Annotated in this window: 12 protein-coding genes; 4 read left to right on the top strand and 8 right to left on the bottom strand. The window is 72.0% G+C overall.

Annotation, left to right across the window (positions count from 1 at the left end):
* The gene (locus ACFFIA_RS20025) at nucleotides 1-1686 is read right to left on the bottom strand and encodes an ABC transporter substrate-binding protein (protein ID WP_377253028.1); all 1686 of its coding nucleotides are present in this window, start codon (nucleotides 1684-1686) and stop codon (nucleotides 1-3) included.
* Between the two features lie 347 nt (nucleotides 1687-2033).
* On the opposite strand from ACFFIA_RS20025, the gene ACFFIA_RS20020 reads away from it, so the two are divergent.
* The 3 genes from ACFFIA_RS20020 to ACFFIA_RS20010 all read left to right on the top strand — a co-directional run bounded on the left by ACFFIA_RS20020 (nucleotide 2034) and on the right by ACFFIA_RS20010 (nucleotide 5657).
* A complete protein-coding gene (locus tag ACFFIA_RS20020) occupies nucleotides 2034-2516 on the top strand; it encodes a (2Fe-2S)-binding protein (protein ID WP_377253027.1) in 483 nt (160 codons plus the stop codon).
* Nucleotides 2513-3331, top strand: coding sequence for an FAD binding domain-containing protein (locus ACFFIA_RS20015; protein ID WP_377253026.1), 819 nt, complete (start codon nucleotides 2513-2515; stop codon nucleotides 3329-3331). The genes ACFFIA_RS20020 and ACFFIA_RS20015 overlap by 4 nt, the downstream gene beginning before the upstream one ends.
* Before the next feature lie 67 nt (nucleotides 3332-3398).
* Entirely contained in the window at nucleotides 3399-5657 is a 2259-nt protein-coding gene (locus tag ACFFIA_RS20010) for a xanthine dehydrogenase family protein molybdopterin-binding subunit (RefSeq protein WP_377253025.1), read from the top strand.
* Here the strand turns inward: ACFFIA_RS20010 and ACFFIA_RS20005 are convergent.
* Together ACFFIA_RS20005 and ACFFIA_RS20000 are read right to left on the bottom strand one after the other, a co-directional pair.
* Nucleotides 5621-6931 (bottom strand): LVIVD repeat-containing protein, encoded by a 1311-nt coding sequence (locus ACFFIA_RS20005; protein ID WP_377253024.1) that lies wholly within the window; start codon nucleotides 6929-6931, stop codon nucleotides 5621-5623. The genes ACFFIA_RS20010 and ACFFIA_RS20005 overlap by 37 nt on opposite strands.
* Nucleotides 6932-6998: 67 nt before the next feature.
* Nucleotides 6999-7856, bottom strand: coding sequence for a LysR family transcriptional regulator (locus tag ACFFIA_RS20000; RefSeq protein WP_377253022.1), 858 nt, complete (start codon nucleotides 7854-7856; stop codon nucleotides 6999-7001).
* 84 nt (nucleotides 7857-7940) lie between these two features.
* Between ACFFIA_RS20000 and ACFFIA_RS19995 the strand changes: the two genes are divergently transcribed.
* Nucleotides 7941-8918 (top strand): bile acid:sodium symporter family protein, encoded by a 978-nt coding sequence (locus ACFFIA_RS19995; RefSeq protein ID WP_377253021.1) that lies wholly within the window; start codon nucleotides 7941-7943, stop codon nucleotides 8916-8918.
* Nucleotides 8919-9596: 678 nt separating this feature from the next.
* On the opposite strand, the gene ACFFIA_RS19990 is transcribed toward ACFFIA_RS19995, so the two are convergent.
* The 5 genes from ACFFIA_RS19990 to ACFFIA_RS19970 all read right to left on the bottom strand — a co-directional run bounded on the left by ACFFIA_RS19990 (nucleotide 9597) and on the right by ACFFIA_RS19970 (nucleotide 13287).
* On the bottom strand, nucleotides 9597-10085 hold the full coding sequence (locus tag ACFFIA_RS19990; protein WP_377253020.1) for a hypothetical protein: 489 nt from the start codon (nucleotides 10083-10085) through the stop codon (nucleotides 9597-9599).
* Nucleotides 10086-10098: 13 nt separating this feature from the next.
* Nucleotides 10099-10326, bottom strand: a complete 228-nt coding sequence (locus tag ACFFIA_RS19985; protein ID WP_377253019.1) for a ferredoxin — start codon at nucleotides 10324-10326, stop codon at nucleotides 10099-10101.
* 36 nt (nucleotides 10327-10362) lie between these two features.
* Nucleotides 10363-11661: an NADH-ubiquinone oxidoreductase-F iron-sulfur binding region domain-containing protein gene (locus tag ACFFIA_RS19980; protein ID WP_377253018.1), complete on the bottom strand. Its 1299-nt coding sequence runs from the start codon at nucleotides 11659-11661 to the stop codon at nucleotides 10363-10365.
* Between the two features lie 78 nt (nucleotides 11662-11739).
* Nucleotides 11740-12135 (bottom strand): Rieske (2Fe-2S) protein, encoded by a 396-nt coding sequence (locus ACFFIA_RS19975; protein ID WP_377253017.1) that lies wholly within the window; start codon nucleotides 12133-12135, stop codon nucleotides 11740-11742.
* On the bottom strand, nucleotides 12136-13287 hold the full coding sequence (locus ACFFIA_RS19970; RefSeq protein WP_377253016.1) for an amidohydrolase family protein: 1152 nt from the start codon (nucleotides 13285-13287) through the stop codon (nucleotides 12136-12138).
* Nucleotides 13288-13291: the final 4 nt, after the last annotated feature.

Here is a 13291-nt window from a genome sequence, read left to right as displayed (position 1 = left end):
TCAACCGGCCGGGGTGATGTACTCGACGAAGGCGTAGCGCTCGCTGTTCATGGCGCCGGGGAAGGTGTAGTCGCCGACGACCGACGGGTCGACGATCGCCTCGTCGCGTATGCGCAGCAGCGGCACGTGCTGGACGGCCTCGAAGACCTTGTCGCCGAACGCCTGCCAGAGCACCGCCTGCTTCGCCGGGTCCAGCTCGACCAGCACCGGCTCGTACATCGAGTCCAGCGCGACGTCCTCGACCGCCCGGCCACTGTCCTGGTTGGCGTAGCCCTGCGGCTCGAACCCGGTGATCGGCTCGCTGCTGGTCGAGTCGAATTCGATGCGGGCCTTGTACTCCCGCGCCTCGCGTCCGGCCTTCTGCTTCTGGTAGTCCAGCGAGACGATCGGCGCGTCGATCCCGGCGTCGCTGAGCATGCCGGCCACCGCCTCGGAGACGTCCGCCGACTCCGGACCGCCGGCGTCCGGCGAGGCCACGACCTCGATGCGCAGCTGTCCGGGCGCGTAGCCGGCCTCCTGGATCAGTCGCTTGGCCGCCTCCGGGTCGTACCCGTAGAGGTCCTGCCAGCGCTCCTGCCACGCCGGGTTGAAGCCGGGCAGCTCGGGCTGCCAGTACCACATCACCATCGGCTCGGCCTTGCCGCCGTAGAACGCCTTGTTGAGCGCGTCCCGGTCGATCGCCTTGTTGATCGCCCGGCGGACCCGGACGTCGCACATCGGGCTGTCCGGGAACTTGCGCTCCCCGCTGACGTACACGGCCGCCGACTTCTCGTCCTTGCGCGGCGGTTCCTTGTAGTAGCAGCCGAGCAGCAGCATCCCGATGCGCCGGCCGGGGATGGCGCCCCGGATGACCTTCGCACCGCTGTTCGCCGCCTCGGCGGTCAGCTCGTCCGGCAGCACCGTCACGTGCGCCTCGCCGGCGAGCAGCGCGGACATGCGGGTGGCGTTCTCGTTGATGTAGCGGAACTCCAGCTCCTCGAAGCCGGCGTTCTGCCGCCAGTGCTGGTACGGCACCTTCTTGAACACGACCCGCTGGCCGGGCGTGCGCTCCAGGAACTGGTACGGGCCGGTGCCGGCGATCGGCTGGTCGTCCAGGGAGAGCTGCTTCGAGGCGCGCGACTCGGCGTCGGCCTTGCTCTTGATGGCCATGCCGATCGAGCCGTAGCCGAGCCCTTCCATGAACTTGTAGCTGGTCTGGCGCAGGTGGAAGGCGATCTCGTAGTCGCTGACGATCTCGATGCGCTCGACCGCGGACCGCATCGCCTCGGCGACGCCGGAAATCGCGCCGGGCGGGTTGACCAGGTCGTTGTACGAGTACTCGACGTCAGCGGCGGTGAACTCGCCCTTGTCGTTGTGGAACTTGACGCCCTTGCGGAGCGTGAACGTGAGCTGGGAACCTTCGAGCTCCCAACTCTCGGCGAGCATCGGGATCCAGTTGCCGGTCTTCGGGTCCGAGCCGATCAGGTTCTCGTAGAGCGGCTTCAACTGGTACTCGTCGCCCGGCGCGAGGTCGCGGTTGGGGTTCATCGCCTCCTGCGAGGGCGCGGGGACGGCGTAGATGAGCCGGGTGACCTTCTTGGGCTCGCGGGTCTCGGGCTCGGACGAGCACGCGGCGGCCGAGGCGGCGAGCAGGGCCACGACGCCGGCGGTGAGGACGCGGAGTCTGCGGGACGGGTGGGGTGTCACTGGCGCTCCCTTGGTCGTTCAACCAATGGGTTCTCGATCGAAGTGGGGATGTTCGAAGCGAGGAGAGGTGGAGCGCGCTCGGCCGGAATCGGCGAGTGCCCGAGCGCCTCGGCAGGCCCTGGTTCGAGCCGATGCCTGAGGTCTCATTCAGAGAAAGTGACTTTCGCAGAGCAAGTTAATCAGTCGCGCGACCAATGTCAACAGAAGATGTCGACCTTGTTAACTGCCTCGTCATCGCCGCTCACCACCACGTACGCCGCTCGCCATTGACACTCGGCCAGGCGATCCATAGCCTGACCCACACGCGAAAGCCACTTTCGTCTGACAAGAGTTCGAGCGGAGGATCGATGAAGATCTCGCTCACCGTCAACGGGACCCCCTGGCAGGGCGACGTCGAGCCCCGACGGTTGCTGGTCCACCTGCTGCGCGAACGGCTCGACCTCACCGCGACGCGGATCGGCTGTGACACGTCCTTCTGCGGCACGTGCACCGTCCTGCTGGACGGCCGGACGGTCAAGAGCTGCACGGTCCTGGCCGTACAGGCCGACGGCGCGTCCATCACCACCGCGGAAGGGCTGGCCGGCGATGCCGGCGACCCGGCGACCTGGCATCCGCTGGCCCGCGCGTTCCGCGCCCACCACGCCCTCCAATGTGGATTCTGCACGTCCGGCATGCTGATGGCCGCGGCCGGGCTGCTGGCCGAGGATCCCGACCCCGACGAGGACGCGGTCCGGCACGGCCTGGAGGGCAACCTCTGCCGCTGCACCGGCTACGCGCGGATCGTCGACGCGGTCACGGCCGCGGCCGCCGAGATGCGGTCGAACCCGTGATCCCGGCCCGGTTCGACTACGCACGCCCGGAGAGCGTCGACGAGGCGGTCGGCCTGCTCGGCCCCGGCGCGCGGGTCCTCGCCGGCGGGCACAGCCTGATCCCCGCCCTCAAGCTGCGCCAGACCACCGCGACCACGCTGGTCGACGTCGGGCGGCTGGCCGCCCTGCGGAGCGTCGGCCTCGACGGCGACGTGCTGGTCGTCGGCTCCGGCGTCACGTACGCGGAGCTGGCCGCCGACCCGCTCGTGCGGCGCCACTGCCCGGTGCTGGCCCGCCTCGGCGGCCGCGTGGCCGACCCGCAGGTGCGCCACCGCGGCACGCTCGCCGGCGCGCTGGCCCACGCCGACCCGGCCGGTGACGCGCCGGCGATCGCGCTGGCCCTCGGCGCGGAGCTGGTCGTCCGCTCCTCGGCCGGCTCGCGGGTCGTACCGGTGGACGCGCTCTTCACCGGCCGCCGGGCGACCTCGCTGCGCCCGGGCGACCTGGTCACCGCCGTCCGCGTTCCGCCGCACGGGCCGGCCTGGTACGAGAAGTTCACGCGGGTCTCCCACATGTGGGCGATCGTCGGCGCCTGCGTCGTGCACGGGCCGGCCGGCGTACGCGTGTCGCTGGCCAACGTCGCGGCCACGCCGTGGCGGGCGACCGGTGTCGAGGAGGCGCTGCGCGCTGGCGCCTCCGTCACCGACGCGGCCGGGCTGGCCGGCGACGGCACCGACCCGCCCGACGACGTCCACGGCCCGGCGGACTACCGGCGGCATCTCGCCCAGGTGGTCACCCGCCGCGCGCTGGAGCGGGCCACCGGAGGTGCGGCATGAGCGAGCGATTCGTCAGGCGCAGGGCGCTAGGAGCCTCGTGCCCGCCCGCAGCGAAGCGAGGACGGGCATGAGCGAGCGTTTGCCGGAGGCCGGCTGGCAGCCGCGCCGGGAGGACGCCCGGCTGCTCAACGGCGGCGCCCGGTACACCGCCGACATCCGCCCCGACGGCTGCCTGTACGCCGCGTTCGCGCGGGCCACGGTCGCCTCCGCCACCGGCGTCACCGTCGACGTGGAGGCGGCCCGGAGTCTGCCCGGCGTGGTCGCCGCGTTCGTCGCGGCCGACCTCGACCTCAAGGACATCCCGGCCACTCTCGGCCACGGCCGGCCGGCACCGCCCGCGATGACCCGACCGCCACTGGTCCGCGACCGGATCCGGTACGTGGGCGAGCCGCTGGCCGTGGTCGTCGCCGACGACCCCTACGTGGCCGCCGACGCGGCCACGCTGGTCACGGCGACCTACGACCCGGCACCGGTGGTCGCGACGCCGGCCGCCGCGCTGGACGGCGCGGCACTGCTGTTCCCCGACGCCGGCACCAACCTCGTGCTGCCCGCCGTCACCATCCCCGAGGGCGCCACGCCCGACCTCGACCGCTGGCCGGTCCGGGTCACGGTCGAGGTGGAGAACCCTCGGTTGGCCCCCGTGCCGATGGAGCCGATAGCCTTCGTCGCCGCGCCCGGGCCGGACGGCCGCCTGACGATCTATTGTGGACATCAGGCGCCGCACCGGCTCAAGCGGCAGATGTGCGACCTCGTCGGGCTCGACCCGGCCGCCGTGCGGGTCGTCGTCCCGGACGTGGGCGGCGCCTTCGGGATGAAGGCCCAGCTCTATCCGGAGTACCCCGTGGTGACCGCCTGCGCCGCGCGGCTGGGCCGGCCGGTCGCCTGGCACCAGACCCGCACCGAGCAGTTCGAGTCGGGCGCGCACGGGCGCGGGATGTACCAGCGGGTCGAGCTGGCCGGCACCGAGGACGGCCGGATCCGGGCCGCCCGCGTCGAGATCCTCGGGGACGTCGGGGCGTACCCGCACAACGGGTCGGCCGTACCGCTCTTCACGCGGCTGATGGCCCAGGGCGCGTACGACATCGACGAGGTCGCGGTGACCACGCGGATCGTGGTGACCAACCGCGCGCCGACCGGCCCCTACCGCGGCGCCGGCCGGCCCGAGGCGGCCTACGGCATGGAGCGCGCGGTGGACGCGTACGCCCAGGCGGCCGGGCTCGACCCGGCCGAGGTGCGGCTGCGCAACCTGATCCGGCCGGAGCAGATGCCGTACCGCACGCACACCGGCGCGCTCTACGACGGCGGTGACTACGCGGCGGCGCTGCGCATGGCGCTCGACCTGGCCGGCACCGGCGAGGTGGCGGCGGCGCGGGCGGCCGGCGCGACGGTGGGGCTCGGCATGTGTGTCTACGTCGAGCGCAGCAACGGCGACCCGGCCGGCACCGAGTACGGCTCGGTCTCGGTCCATCCGGACGGCACCGTGGTCGCCCGCAGCGGCAGCAGCGCCCTCGGCCAGGGGCACGAGAGCGTGTGGAGCCGGATCGTCGGCGACGCGCTCGGCGTGCCGGCCTCGGACGTACGGGTCGTGCAGGGCGACACCGACGCGGTGCCCGCCGGCACCGGCAGCTTCGCCAGCCGCTCGGCCACCGTCGGCGGCTCGGCCCTGCACAACGCCGCCCTCGCCGTGCGCGAGCAGCTCCGGGACGCGGCGGCCAAGCTGCTCGGCGTGCCGCCGGGCGAACTCGCCGGCCACCTCGGCGGGCTCTCGGTGGCGGAGGTGGCCGGGGCGGTGCACGCGGAGGGCGGTCGGCTCTTCGCCGAGCAGGAGTTCGCCTCCGGCGCGCAGAACTTCCCGTACGGCGCCTGCGTGGCCGTCGTCACCGTCGACCAGGACACCGGGCTGGTGACCCTGCGCCGGCTCGTGGCGGTCGACGACTGCGGCGTCGTGCTCGACCCGCTGATCGTCGAGGGGCAGCTGGAGGGCTCGCTGCTCCAGGGCGTGGCGCAGGCGCTCTTCGAGGAGGTCGTGTACGACGGGGACGGCCGTCCACTCACGACGGATCTCGGCTCGTACACGCTGCCGACCGCACCGGACGCGCCGCCCGGCTACGTGACCGGACGGTTGGTCACGCCGGCCCCCTCGAACCCGCTCGGGGTCAAGGGCGCCGGCGAGGCGGGCTGCATCGGCGCCCCGCCCGCGATCGTCAACGCCGTACTCGACGCGCTGCGCCCGTACGGCGTCGACGACCTGCGGATGCCGCTCACCCCGGCCCGGGTCTGGGCGGCGCTTCAGACCTCGCGGACCGCCCAGATGCCGTCGTTGTAGCCGCTGAGGAAGATGTAGCCGCGCGGGTCGACCAGCACGTCCTGGCTGCACGTGCCGCGCGTGCCGCCACGGAACGAGTCGGCGATCCGGTTGTACGGCCGAGGGTCGGCCCACTCGGTCGGATGGGCCGGCACGAACGAGGCGACCTCGACCGGCTCGGCCGCGTCGGTGATGTCCCAGACCCGCAGGCCGGCGTTCATGTACGCGTTGAAGATCCGGTCGGTGATCCGCGCCTTGCCCTGGTGGTTGTCGTGCAGCGAGTGCGGCCCGAACCGCTCTCCCTTGTGGAAGTACGAGTCGTAGGGCTCCTCCGGCCGCGGCTCGGGGATCGGCATCTCGGTGATCCGGACCGGGTTGGTCTCGTCGCTGATGTCCCAGATCCGCACGTCCTTGGGACCTTCCAGGCCGAACGCGACCATCGACTCCTCGCAGACGACGAGCAGGTCGCGCTCCGGGATCGGTACGCAGGTGTGGGTCTGCCCGTCGGTCAGCTCGGGGTACGTGCGCACGTGGCTCAGTAGCTTCGGCTCCTCCGGCACCGAGATGTCGACGATCGCGAAGCCGCCGTCGGCGTACGCGACGTAGGCCCGGTCGCCCTCGATCACCGGCTCGTGCACGCCGAAGCTCTCCCACGGCGCCGGCTGCTCGCCCTCGCCGCGCTGCACTGGCAGCCAGAAGTCCGAGACGTGGCGCGGATTCTCCGGGTCGGAAACGTCCACTGTGGTCAGCACTCGCGTGCCGCGCCGACCCTGGTAGACGTAGTCGCCGGCGGCCACACCGTGGGACAGGTAGGCGTAGCGGCCGCCGTTCCACCACGAGCGGTGCACGCCGAAGCCCGGGTCCGCGCCCTGCCACGTCGACAGCTCGACCGGTCGGTGCGGGTCGCGCACGTCGAAGAAGCGCACGCCCTTGGCCGCCTTGGCCTGGTCGGTCGTCGGCGTGAAGAGGGCGCCCTCGCACGAGATCATCAGGATGTCGTCGGCGACCTGCACCTTGCAGTGCCAGGTGTGCTCGTTGGGCACCGGGATGAAGGCGACCACGCCCATGTTCGCCGGGTCGGTGGCGTCGACGACGCTCACCCCGCCCGACCAGAAGTGTCCAAGGTAGACGTAGTAGCGCTCGCCCACCTTCTGGCACTGCATCTGCATGCCGTCGACCCGGCCGTCGACGCGGCAGTGGCCGACGAACTCGGTGTTGACCGCGACCGGCTCGGTCAGCGGCGGGGCGGGACGGCGGCGGAGGGCCTGTTTCCACTCGGGATGCGTACGCGCCATAAGGCTTCCCACCTGCACTTTCACTAGATGAAAGCCACTCTCAAAAGTGGGTGGACCGAGGCTACGGTCAGCGGTTGTCCCTCGTCAACCGCCAGCGGCCGTGCCCCCGGATCGCCGTGCCGAGCGCGCCGGCCGCCCCGTCCTCGCGACCCATCAGGACGAACTCCACCTCGCCGAGGTCGGGCAGCCCGGCCCGCGCCCCGAGCCGGACCAGCCCCGAGGGGACCAGCCCGGCGGTGTGGGCCAGCACGCCCTGGCCGGCGAGCGCCGCCGCGCGCAGCCCGCCGAGACTGCCGCTCACGCAGGCCAGCCGCCACTCCCGGCCGGCGGCGGTCAGCGCGGCGATGGCGCGGGCCCGCGAGATGCTCGGCGGCGGGTAGGCCACCAGGGGCACCGGCCGGGCCGGGTCGACCTGCACGTCGGGCGCGCCGACCCAGACGAACCGGTCGCGCCAGACCACCTGCCCCGGCTGGTCGCCGGCGACCCGCTTGGCCAGGACCAGATCGAGGTCTCCGCCGGCCAGCCGCTGGTGCAGCGAGCCGCTGAGCGCGACGGTCAGGTCCAGCTCGACGCCGGGATGCGACCGACTGAACGCGCGCAGGATCTCCGGCAGGTCGGTCTGCACGAGGTCCTCGGAGACGCCGAAGCGCACCACGCCGTGCAGCGGAGGGCCGGCGAAGTGCCGCATGGCCCGCTCACCGACCTCGAGGATCGCGGTGGCGAAGCCGACCATCGCCTCGCCGTCGGCGGTGAGCGCGACCCCGTGCGTGTCGCGGTCGAGCAGGCGCCGCCCGACCGCCGCCTCCAGCCGCTGCACGTGCTGGCTGACGGTCGACTGGCGCAGGTCGAGCCGGCGGGCGGCCTGCGTGAAGCTGAGCGACTGGGCGACCGCGAGGAAGGACCGCAGGTGGGCAGCGTCGAACATCCGCCCAGCTTATCGCGATACACGATAACTGTCTCCACGGATATCGTGCTTCACAATGATGAGCCGATGGGCGAGGATGGGCCGGTGAGCTGGCCACGGTGGTTGCCCGTAGATCCGTACGTCGCCGCGATGGTGGCGACCATCGCGGTCGCGAGCATCCTTCCGGCCCGCGGCACCGCCGCCACCGCCGCCGGCTGGGCGACCACCGCCGCCGTCGCGCTGCTGTTCTTCCTGTACGGCGCCCGCATCTCACCGCGCGAGGCGCTGGACGGCGCCTCGCACTGGCGGCTGCACCTCGTCGTGCTGCTCACGACGTTCGCGCTCTTCCCGGCGTACGGCCTGCTGCTCGGCCTGCTCTCCCCCAGCGTGCTCGACCCCGACCTCTACCAGGGACTGCTCTTCCTCTGCGCGGTGCCGTCCACCGTGCAGAGCGCGATCGCGCTCACCTCGATCGCCGGCGGCAACGTGCCCGCCGCGATCTTCAGCGCCTCCTTCTCCAGCATCGTCGGCATCGCCCTCACCCCGCTGCTCGTCGGCGCCATGATGAGCGACGTCGGCGACGCCAGCCTCTCCCCCGCCGCGTTCGCCGACATCGCGTTGCGCCTGCTGCTGCCGTTCGTGGTCGGCCAGCTGCTCCGGCCCTGGATCGGCGCCGCGATGAAACGCCGCAAGAAGCTGCTCACGCTCGTCGACCGGGGCTCGATCCTGCTGGTCGTCTACACCGCGTTCAGCGCCAGCGTGGTCGGCGGGATCTGGGGCCGCGTCGCCGTGCCCGACCTGCTGATCCTGCTCGCGGTCGAGGTGGTGCTCCTGGCCGCCGTGCTGGGGACGCTCGCCGCGTTGCCGTTCGGCCGTGACGACAAGGTCGCCATCGCCTTCTGCGGCTCGACCAAGAGCGCCGCCGCCGGCCTCCCGATGGCGACGGTGCTCTTCTCCGGTCCCGCCGCCGGCCTGCTCATCCTGCCGCTGATCATCTTCCACCAGTTGCAGCTCGTCACCGGCACGGTCCTCGCCCGCCGCTGGGCGATGCGCCGCGCCGCCGGCCCCGCCCGCGTCACCTGAGGCGGTGGCGGAGGTCGTCCGCCGCGGCTGATCGGCCACGCCTGGTGGGATCGCCCGGCCAACGGGGTTGTAGCTTGCGTCCGGTGGCTCCTGCCATCGTCGAGGTACCGATCGGGCTCACGCAACGGGCCGCGTCGTTCATTCGGGTTCACGGCCACGATCCCGCCCTGGCCCAGCGCGGGCCCTTGGTCCCGGGCTTGCTCGCGACCAGCCCGGGCCGCCCGGGCGGCAGGTCGGGTCCGCGTTCAAGAAAGCTGTCGAGCTGGGCGCACCGACGCGCCCAGCTCGCGCCGCGTCGCCGGGCGCGCGCCCGACACACGTCCGCCGCCGGCACACTGCCTCGGCTTCGCGATCGGTCGGGATGGTTCGTTTGGACCGGCGGCGCGCGCGGCGCGTGACAACAAAATCAGGGAGTTTGCTGTCCCGTCCGCAGCAGGAGGCAGCAAAATCAGGGATGTTGTCGGTACGTCCGATCGCGGCCCAGCCGCGCGACCACCCCCCACTCCGGACGTGCACCGGAAACATCGCGGCGGCGGCGGGCGCGACCACCGCCCAGAACAGCGCCTGCGTCAGCGCGACCACGACCCGGGCGGCGAGCAGCAACCACTTTAGGTGTCAACGCCGCTACGGCGCGACACCGGGCGGTGGTTGCCCGGGACGGCGGATCTGGTTTCCGCGTTACGTGCTGCGCCCGTGCGGCACGTACGGCACGACGGAGACCCGCTGGTCGAGACTCGCGCTGACCGACAGCTTCGCGGCCGACAGAGCGGTCAGCGCCTCGGTGACCGGACCCTCGATCTCGTAGATCGTGAGATAGCGGAACTCCGGCGTGCCGTGCGCGACGTAGCGTTGGGCGCTCACGAACCCGGGGACGGCGAGCATCTCCGGCACGTGCTCGCTGTCGTACCACTTGTTGTACTCGTCTTCGCGGCCCGGCACGGGATTGCTGTGTACCACCAAGATGGCCTTTTCCACGTGGACCTCCTGTTCCTGGCGACGTTCCGCGGTCAGCCGCGCGACGATCGCCTGTGCCGCGACCGCGGCGACCAATATGGACGGTGCCAGCACGAGCCCGGCGGCGTAGGCGACCCCGGCGATGGCGAGCAGCACGACCGCCCGCCAACCGAGGGGAACCCACTCCCGAAACCGCCGGAGCCGCGCTCGCATCGGATCGGCCGGTCTAGCGGGTCAGCTCGCGCGGAGCGTCTTCGACCGGCTGGAGCTCGGTGATGGCGTGCACCGGGCAGTCCAGCAATGCCCGCCGCACGCCCCGCTCGTGCTCGGGGGCGACGTTGCCCGCGCCGGCGAGGGAGACGTAGCCCCACTCGTCGACCGAGAACGTCTCCGGGGCGTGCACCGCGCAGAGGCCGAAGCCGTCGCAGATGGTTCGGTCGAGCTTGATCTTCACCGTACGTCTCTCCTCGGCTCGTCGGCGGATTCGGGGTCAGCTCTGCGCGGGCAGCGCGACGGCGAACGGCGGGTCGGTGACCCGGACCCCCGAGTCGCAGGTCGCGCAGCCGCCGTCGAGGTGGGTCGAGACCAGGTCGGGGAACTCCCGGAGCACGCTCGCCGCGACGTTGGTCGCCCCGTCGAGCGTCCCGCAGGCACCTCGCCCGCGCAGGAAGGTCGACCACCGGGCCAGCCGCGCCACGTCCTCCTCCGCCGCCTTGTACTCGACGAGCGCCTCCAGCACCGCGCTCATCGCCGCCGTGCCGTTGAAGCAGGAGCCGCACTGCGCGGCGTTCTCCCGCGCGAAGTACGACATGACCGCCGCGGAGACGGCGACCGGGCAGGTCCGCCGCGAGACCACCGCCACGGCACCGCAGCCGAGGCCGCTCCCGGCCGCCTTGAGCGAGTCGTAGTCGAGCGGGACGTCGAGCGCGTGCGGGCCCAGTACCCCGGAGAAGTAGCCTCCCATCAGCAGGGCCCGGACCCCGCCCGGGTCCTCGCCGAGCCAGGTCAGCACCTCGCGCGGCGTCACGCCGAAGGGGACCTCGTACAGGCCGGTGGCGGCGCATCCGCTCAGGGTCAGCAGGAACGTGCCGGGCGACGGGTCCGTGCCGACCGCGCGGTAGCCCGACCCGCCGAGGCGCTGGATCAGCGGCAGGTTGGCCAGCGTCTCGACGTTGCTGACGAGCGTCGGCCGGCCGCCGACACCGGCCTCGAAGGGGCGCGGTGGCTTGTCCATGGGCAGGGCGGGTCCGCCGTTGAGCGCCCGCACCACCGCGGTCTCCTCGCCCGCCACGTAGGTCGGGTCGACCAGGGTGACCTTGACGTCGGCGTCCCAGACGGCCGCGTCCGCCAGCTCCCGCAGGGCCTGCCCGACGCTGCTCTCGCTCGCCGGGTCGGAGAGGTACACGTGCACGTCGTTCGATCCGGCCATCAGCGCGGCGAGCCGCAGGCCGTCGAGCACGAGGTGCGGCCGGTGGCGCAGCAGCCAGCGGTCCTTGACGGACGCCGGTTCGCCCTCCTCCCCGTTGGCCACCACGACGGGGACTCCCCGGCCGGACCGGACGGCCTGGAGCTTGCGGCTGGTCGGGAAGGCGGCCCCGCCGCGCCCGCGCAGCCCGGCGTGGTCCACCGCTTCGAGCAGGTGCTCGGCGTCGTCGAGGGCGGCGTACCCACCGGCGGCCCGGTACTGCTCCAGGTCCTCACGCTCGGCCACGCCGGCGACCAGGCGGGCGCCGATGTCGGGGTACGTGGCGACGGCCGTCGTGACGTGTATGTCAGCGGTCAGGCTCATGGAACTCCTCTTGAACGGAGGTGGGGCCGCGCCCGGCGCGTCCCGTCGCGGGGCACGCCGAGCGCGGGTCGCTTACCGTCACGCGGTGACGATGATGTTGTCGCCCTCGACCCGTACGGGGTAGGTGCGGATGCTCCACTCCGGCTTCACGGCCGTGGTGCCGGTGGCCAGCTCGAAGCCCCACTGGTGCCAGGGGCAGTAGATGAACTCGCCGTCCCGCACCTCCGCCGCGCCGCCCGGCCGCTCCTCGTCGACGACCGTCTGCCCGTGCGTACGGCCCCGGCACAGCGGTCCGCCCTCGTGCGGGCAGTAGTTGGCGATGGCGTAGTAGCGCCCGTTGACGTTGTAGACGCCCACGCCGTACCGCCCGATCGGCACGACCTTCGACTCGCCGGGCGCGATCTCGCCGACCGTCGCCACGACGTGCTCACGCCCGCGGGCTAGCTGAGCCCGCACCGTCTCCCGCTCGCGCATCTAGAACGGCCTCTTCTGCCCGGCCAGGGCCGGGACGGTGCTGGGCAGGTGGAAGAGGTCGATCCCGTTCTGGAACATGATCTTCTCCCGCCACTTCTCCGGCAGGTGCTTGGCGACCCACTGCGGGTCGTCGAACGTCCAATGCGGATAGTCGGACGAGAAGAGCAGGAGCTTGTCGGCCTCCATCCACTCCAGCGCGTTGGACAGCTCGGTCTTGTCCTCCGGGTAGTCCAGCGGCTGCGTGGTGAACCAGATGTGGTCCTTGACGTACTCCGACGGCTTGCGCTTCAGCCCGTTCTCCGGGCCGCGTGCCTTGTACACCGCGTCCATCCGCCACATCAGCGGCAGGATCCAGTTGAACGCGTGCTCGATCAGCACGATCCTCAGCGTCGGGAAGCGGTCGAACACGCCGTCGAAGACGAGGCTCGCGACCTGGTTGGCCGCCAGCATCGAGTACGTGACCATCAGGTCGTGGTTGTACGTCATGAAGCCGACCGGTGACATCGGCAGCTCGTTGTGCTGGCCCCGCCCGAGGTGGCAGGCGACCGGGATGTCGTGGCGGGTCGCGGCGGCCCATACCGGGTCGTACTTGGGGTGGCCCCAGGACGGTCGGGGCTCCGCGTTGATCAGCACCTGCGCCATGTACGGGTGACCGGCCCACCTCTCGATCTCGTGGGCGGCCTCGTCCGGCATCTGGATCGCGGCGCAGATCGAGCCGTAGTACCGCTTGTGCCAGTTGTTCTCACTGTCGAGCCAGCACTTGTCCTGCCAGAGGTTGGTGGCGACGGCGAGGACGTGGTCCTCCTCGTCGGTCTGGCCGCCACCGCCGACGAGCGGGCCGAGGATGGCGATGTCGGAGCCCGCCTCCAGGATGAGCTGGCGGAACGTCAGGGCCGGGTCGGACCCCGCGAAGTTGCCGTCGTCCGGAAACGTGTCGGTGCGCATCGCGAAGGCGTGGTTGTAGTCCGGCGCGTCGTAGTACACGGGATTGCCGGACATCGCCTTGCGCTGGTTGAAGAGCGTGCGGTAGGGGTCGGGGATGAACGGGTCGAGTTCGCCGTAGCGGGGCGTGGGGTGCACGTCGGTGTCGACCACGCGGACCTGTACCTGCTCGGCGCCGACTGTCTGCTTCTCCTGCATCTCGGTGGTCACGAGT

It is taken from the genome of Phytohabitans kaempferiae (assembly GCF_042433955.1).
In the GTDB taxonomy this organism is placed as follows: Bacteria; Actinomycetota; Actinomycetes; order Mycobacteriales; family Micromonosporaceae; genus Phytohabitans; species Phytohabitans kaempferiae.
This window is presented reverse-complemented; position numbering and strand designations above follow the sequence as displayed.

Coding starts and splice junctions, on each gene's coding strand:
- ACFFIA_RS20020 (WP_377253027.1), top strand. CDS start 2,034: ATGAAGATCTCGCTCACCGTCAACGGGACCCCCTGGCAGGGCGACGTC.
- ACFFIA_RS20010 (WP_377253025.1), top strand. CDS start 3,399: ATGAGCGAGCGTTTGCCGGAGGCCGGCTGGCAGCCGCGCCGGGAGGAC.
- ACFFIA_RS20005 (WP_377253024.1), bottom strand. CDS start 6,931: ATGGCGCGTACGCATCCCGAGTGGAAACAGGCCCTCCGCCGCCGTCCC.
- ACFFIA_RS20000 (WP_377253022.1), bottom strand. CDS start 7,856: ATGTTCGACGCTGCCCACCTGCGGTCCTTCCTCGCGGTCGCCCAGTCG.
- ACFFIA_RS19990 (WP_377253020.1), bottom strand. CDS start 10,085: ATGCGAGCGCGGCTCCGGCGGTTTCGGGAGTGGGTTCCCCTCGGTTGG.
- ACFFIA_RS19980 (WP_377253018.1), bottom strand. CDS start 11,661: ATGAGCCTGACCGCTGACATACACGTCACGACGGCCGTCGCCACGTAC.
- ACFFIA_RS19975 (WP_377253017.1), bottom strand. CDS start 12,135: ATGCGCGAGCGGGAGACGGTGCGGGCTCAGCTAGCCCGCGGGCGTGAG.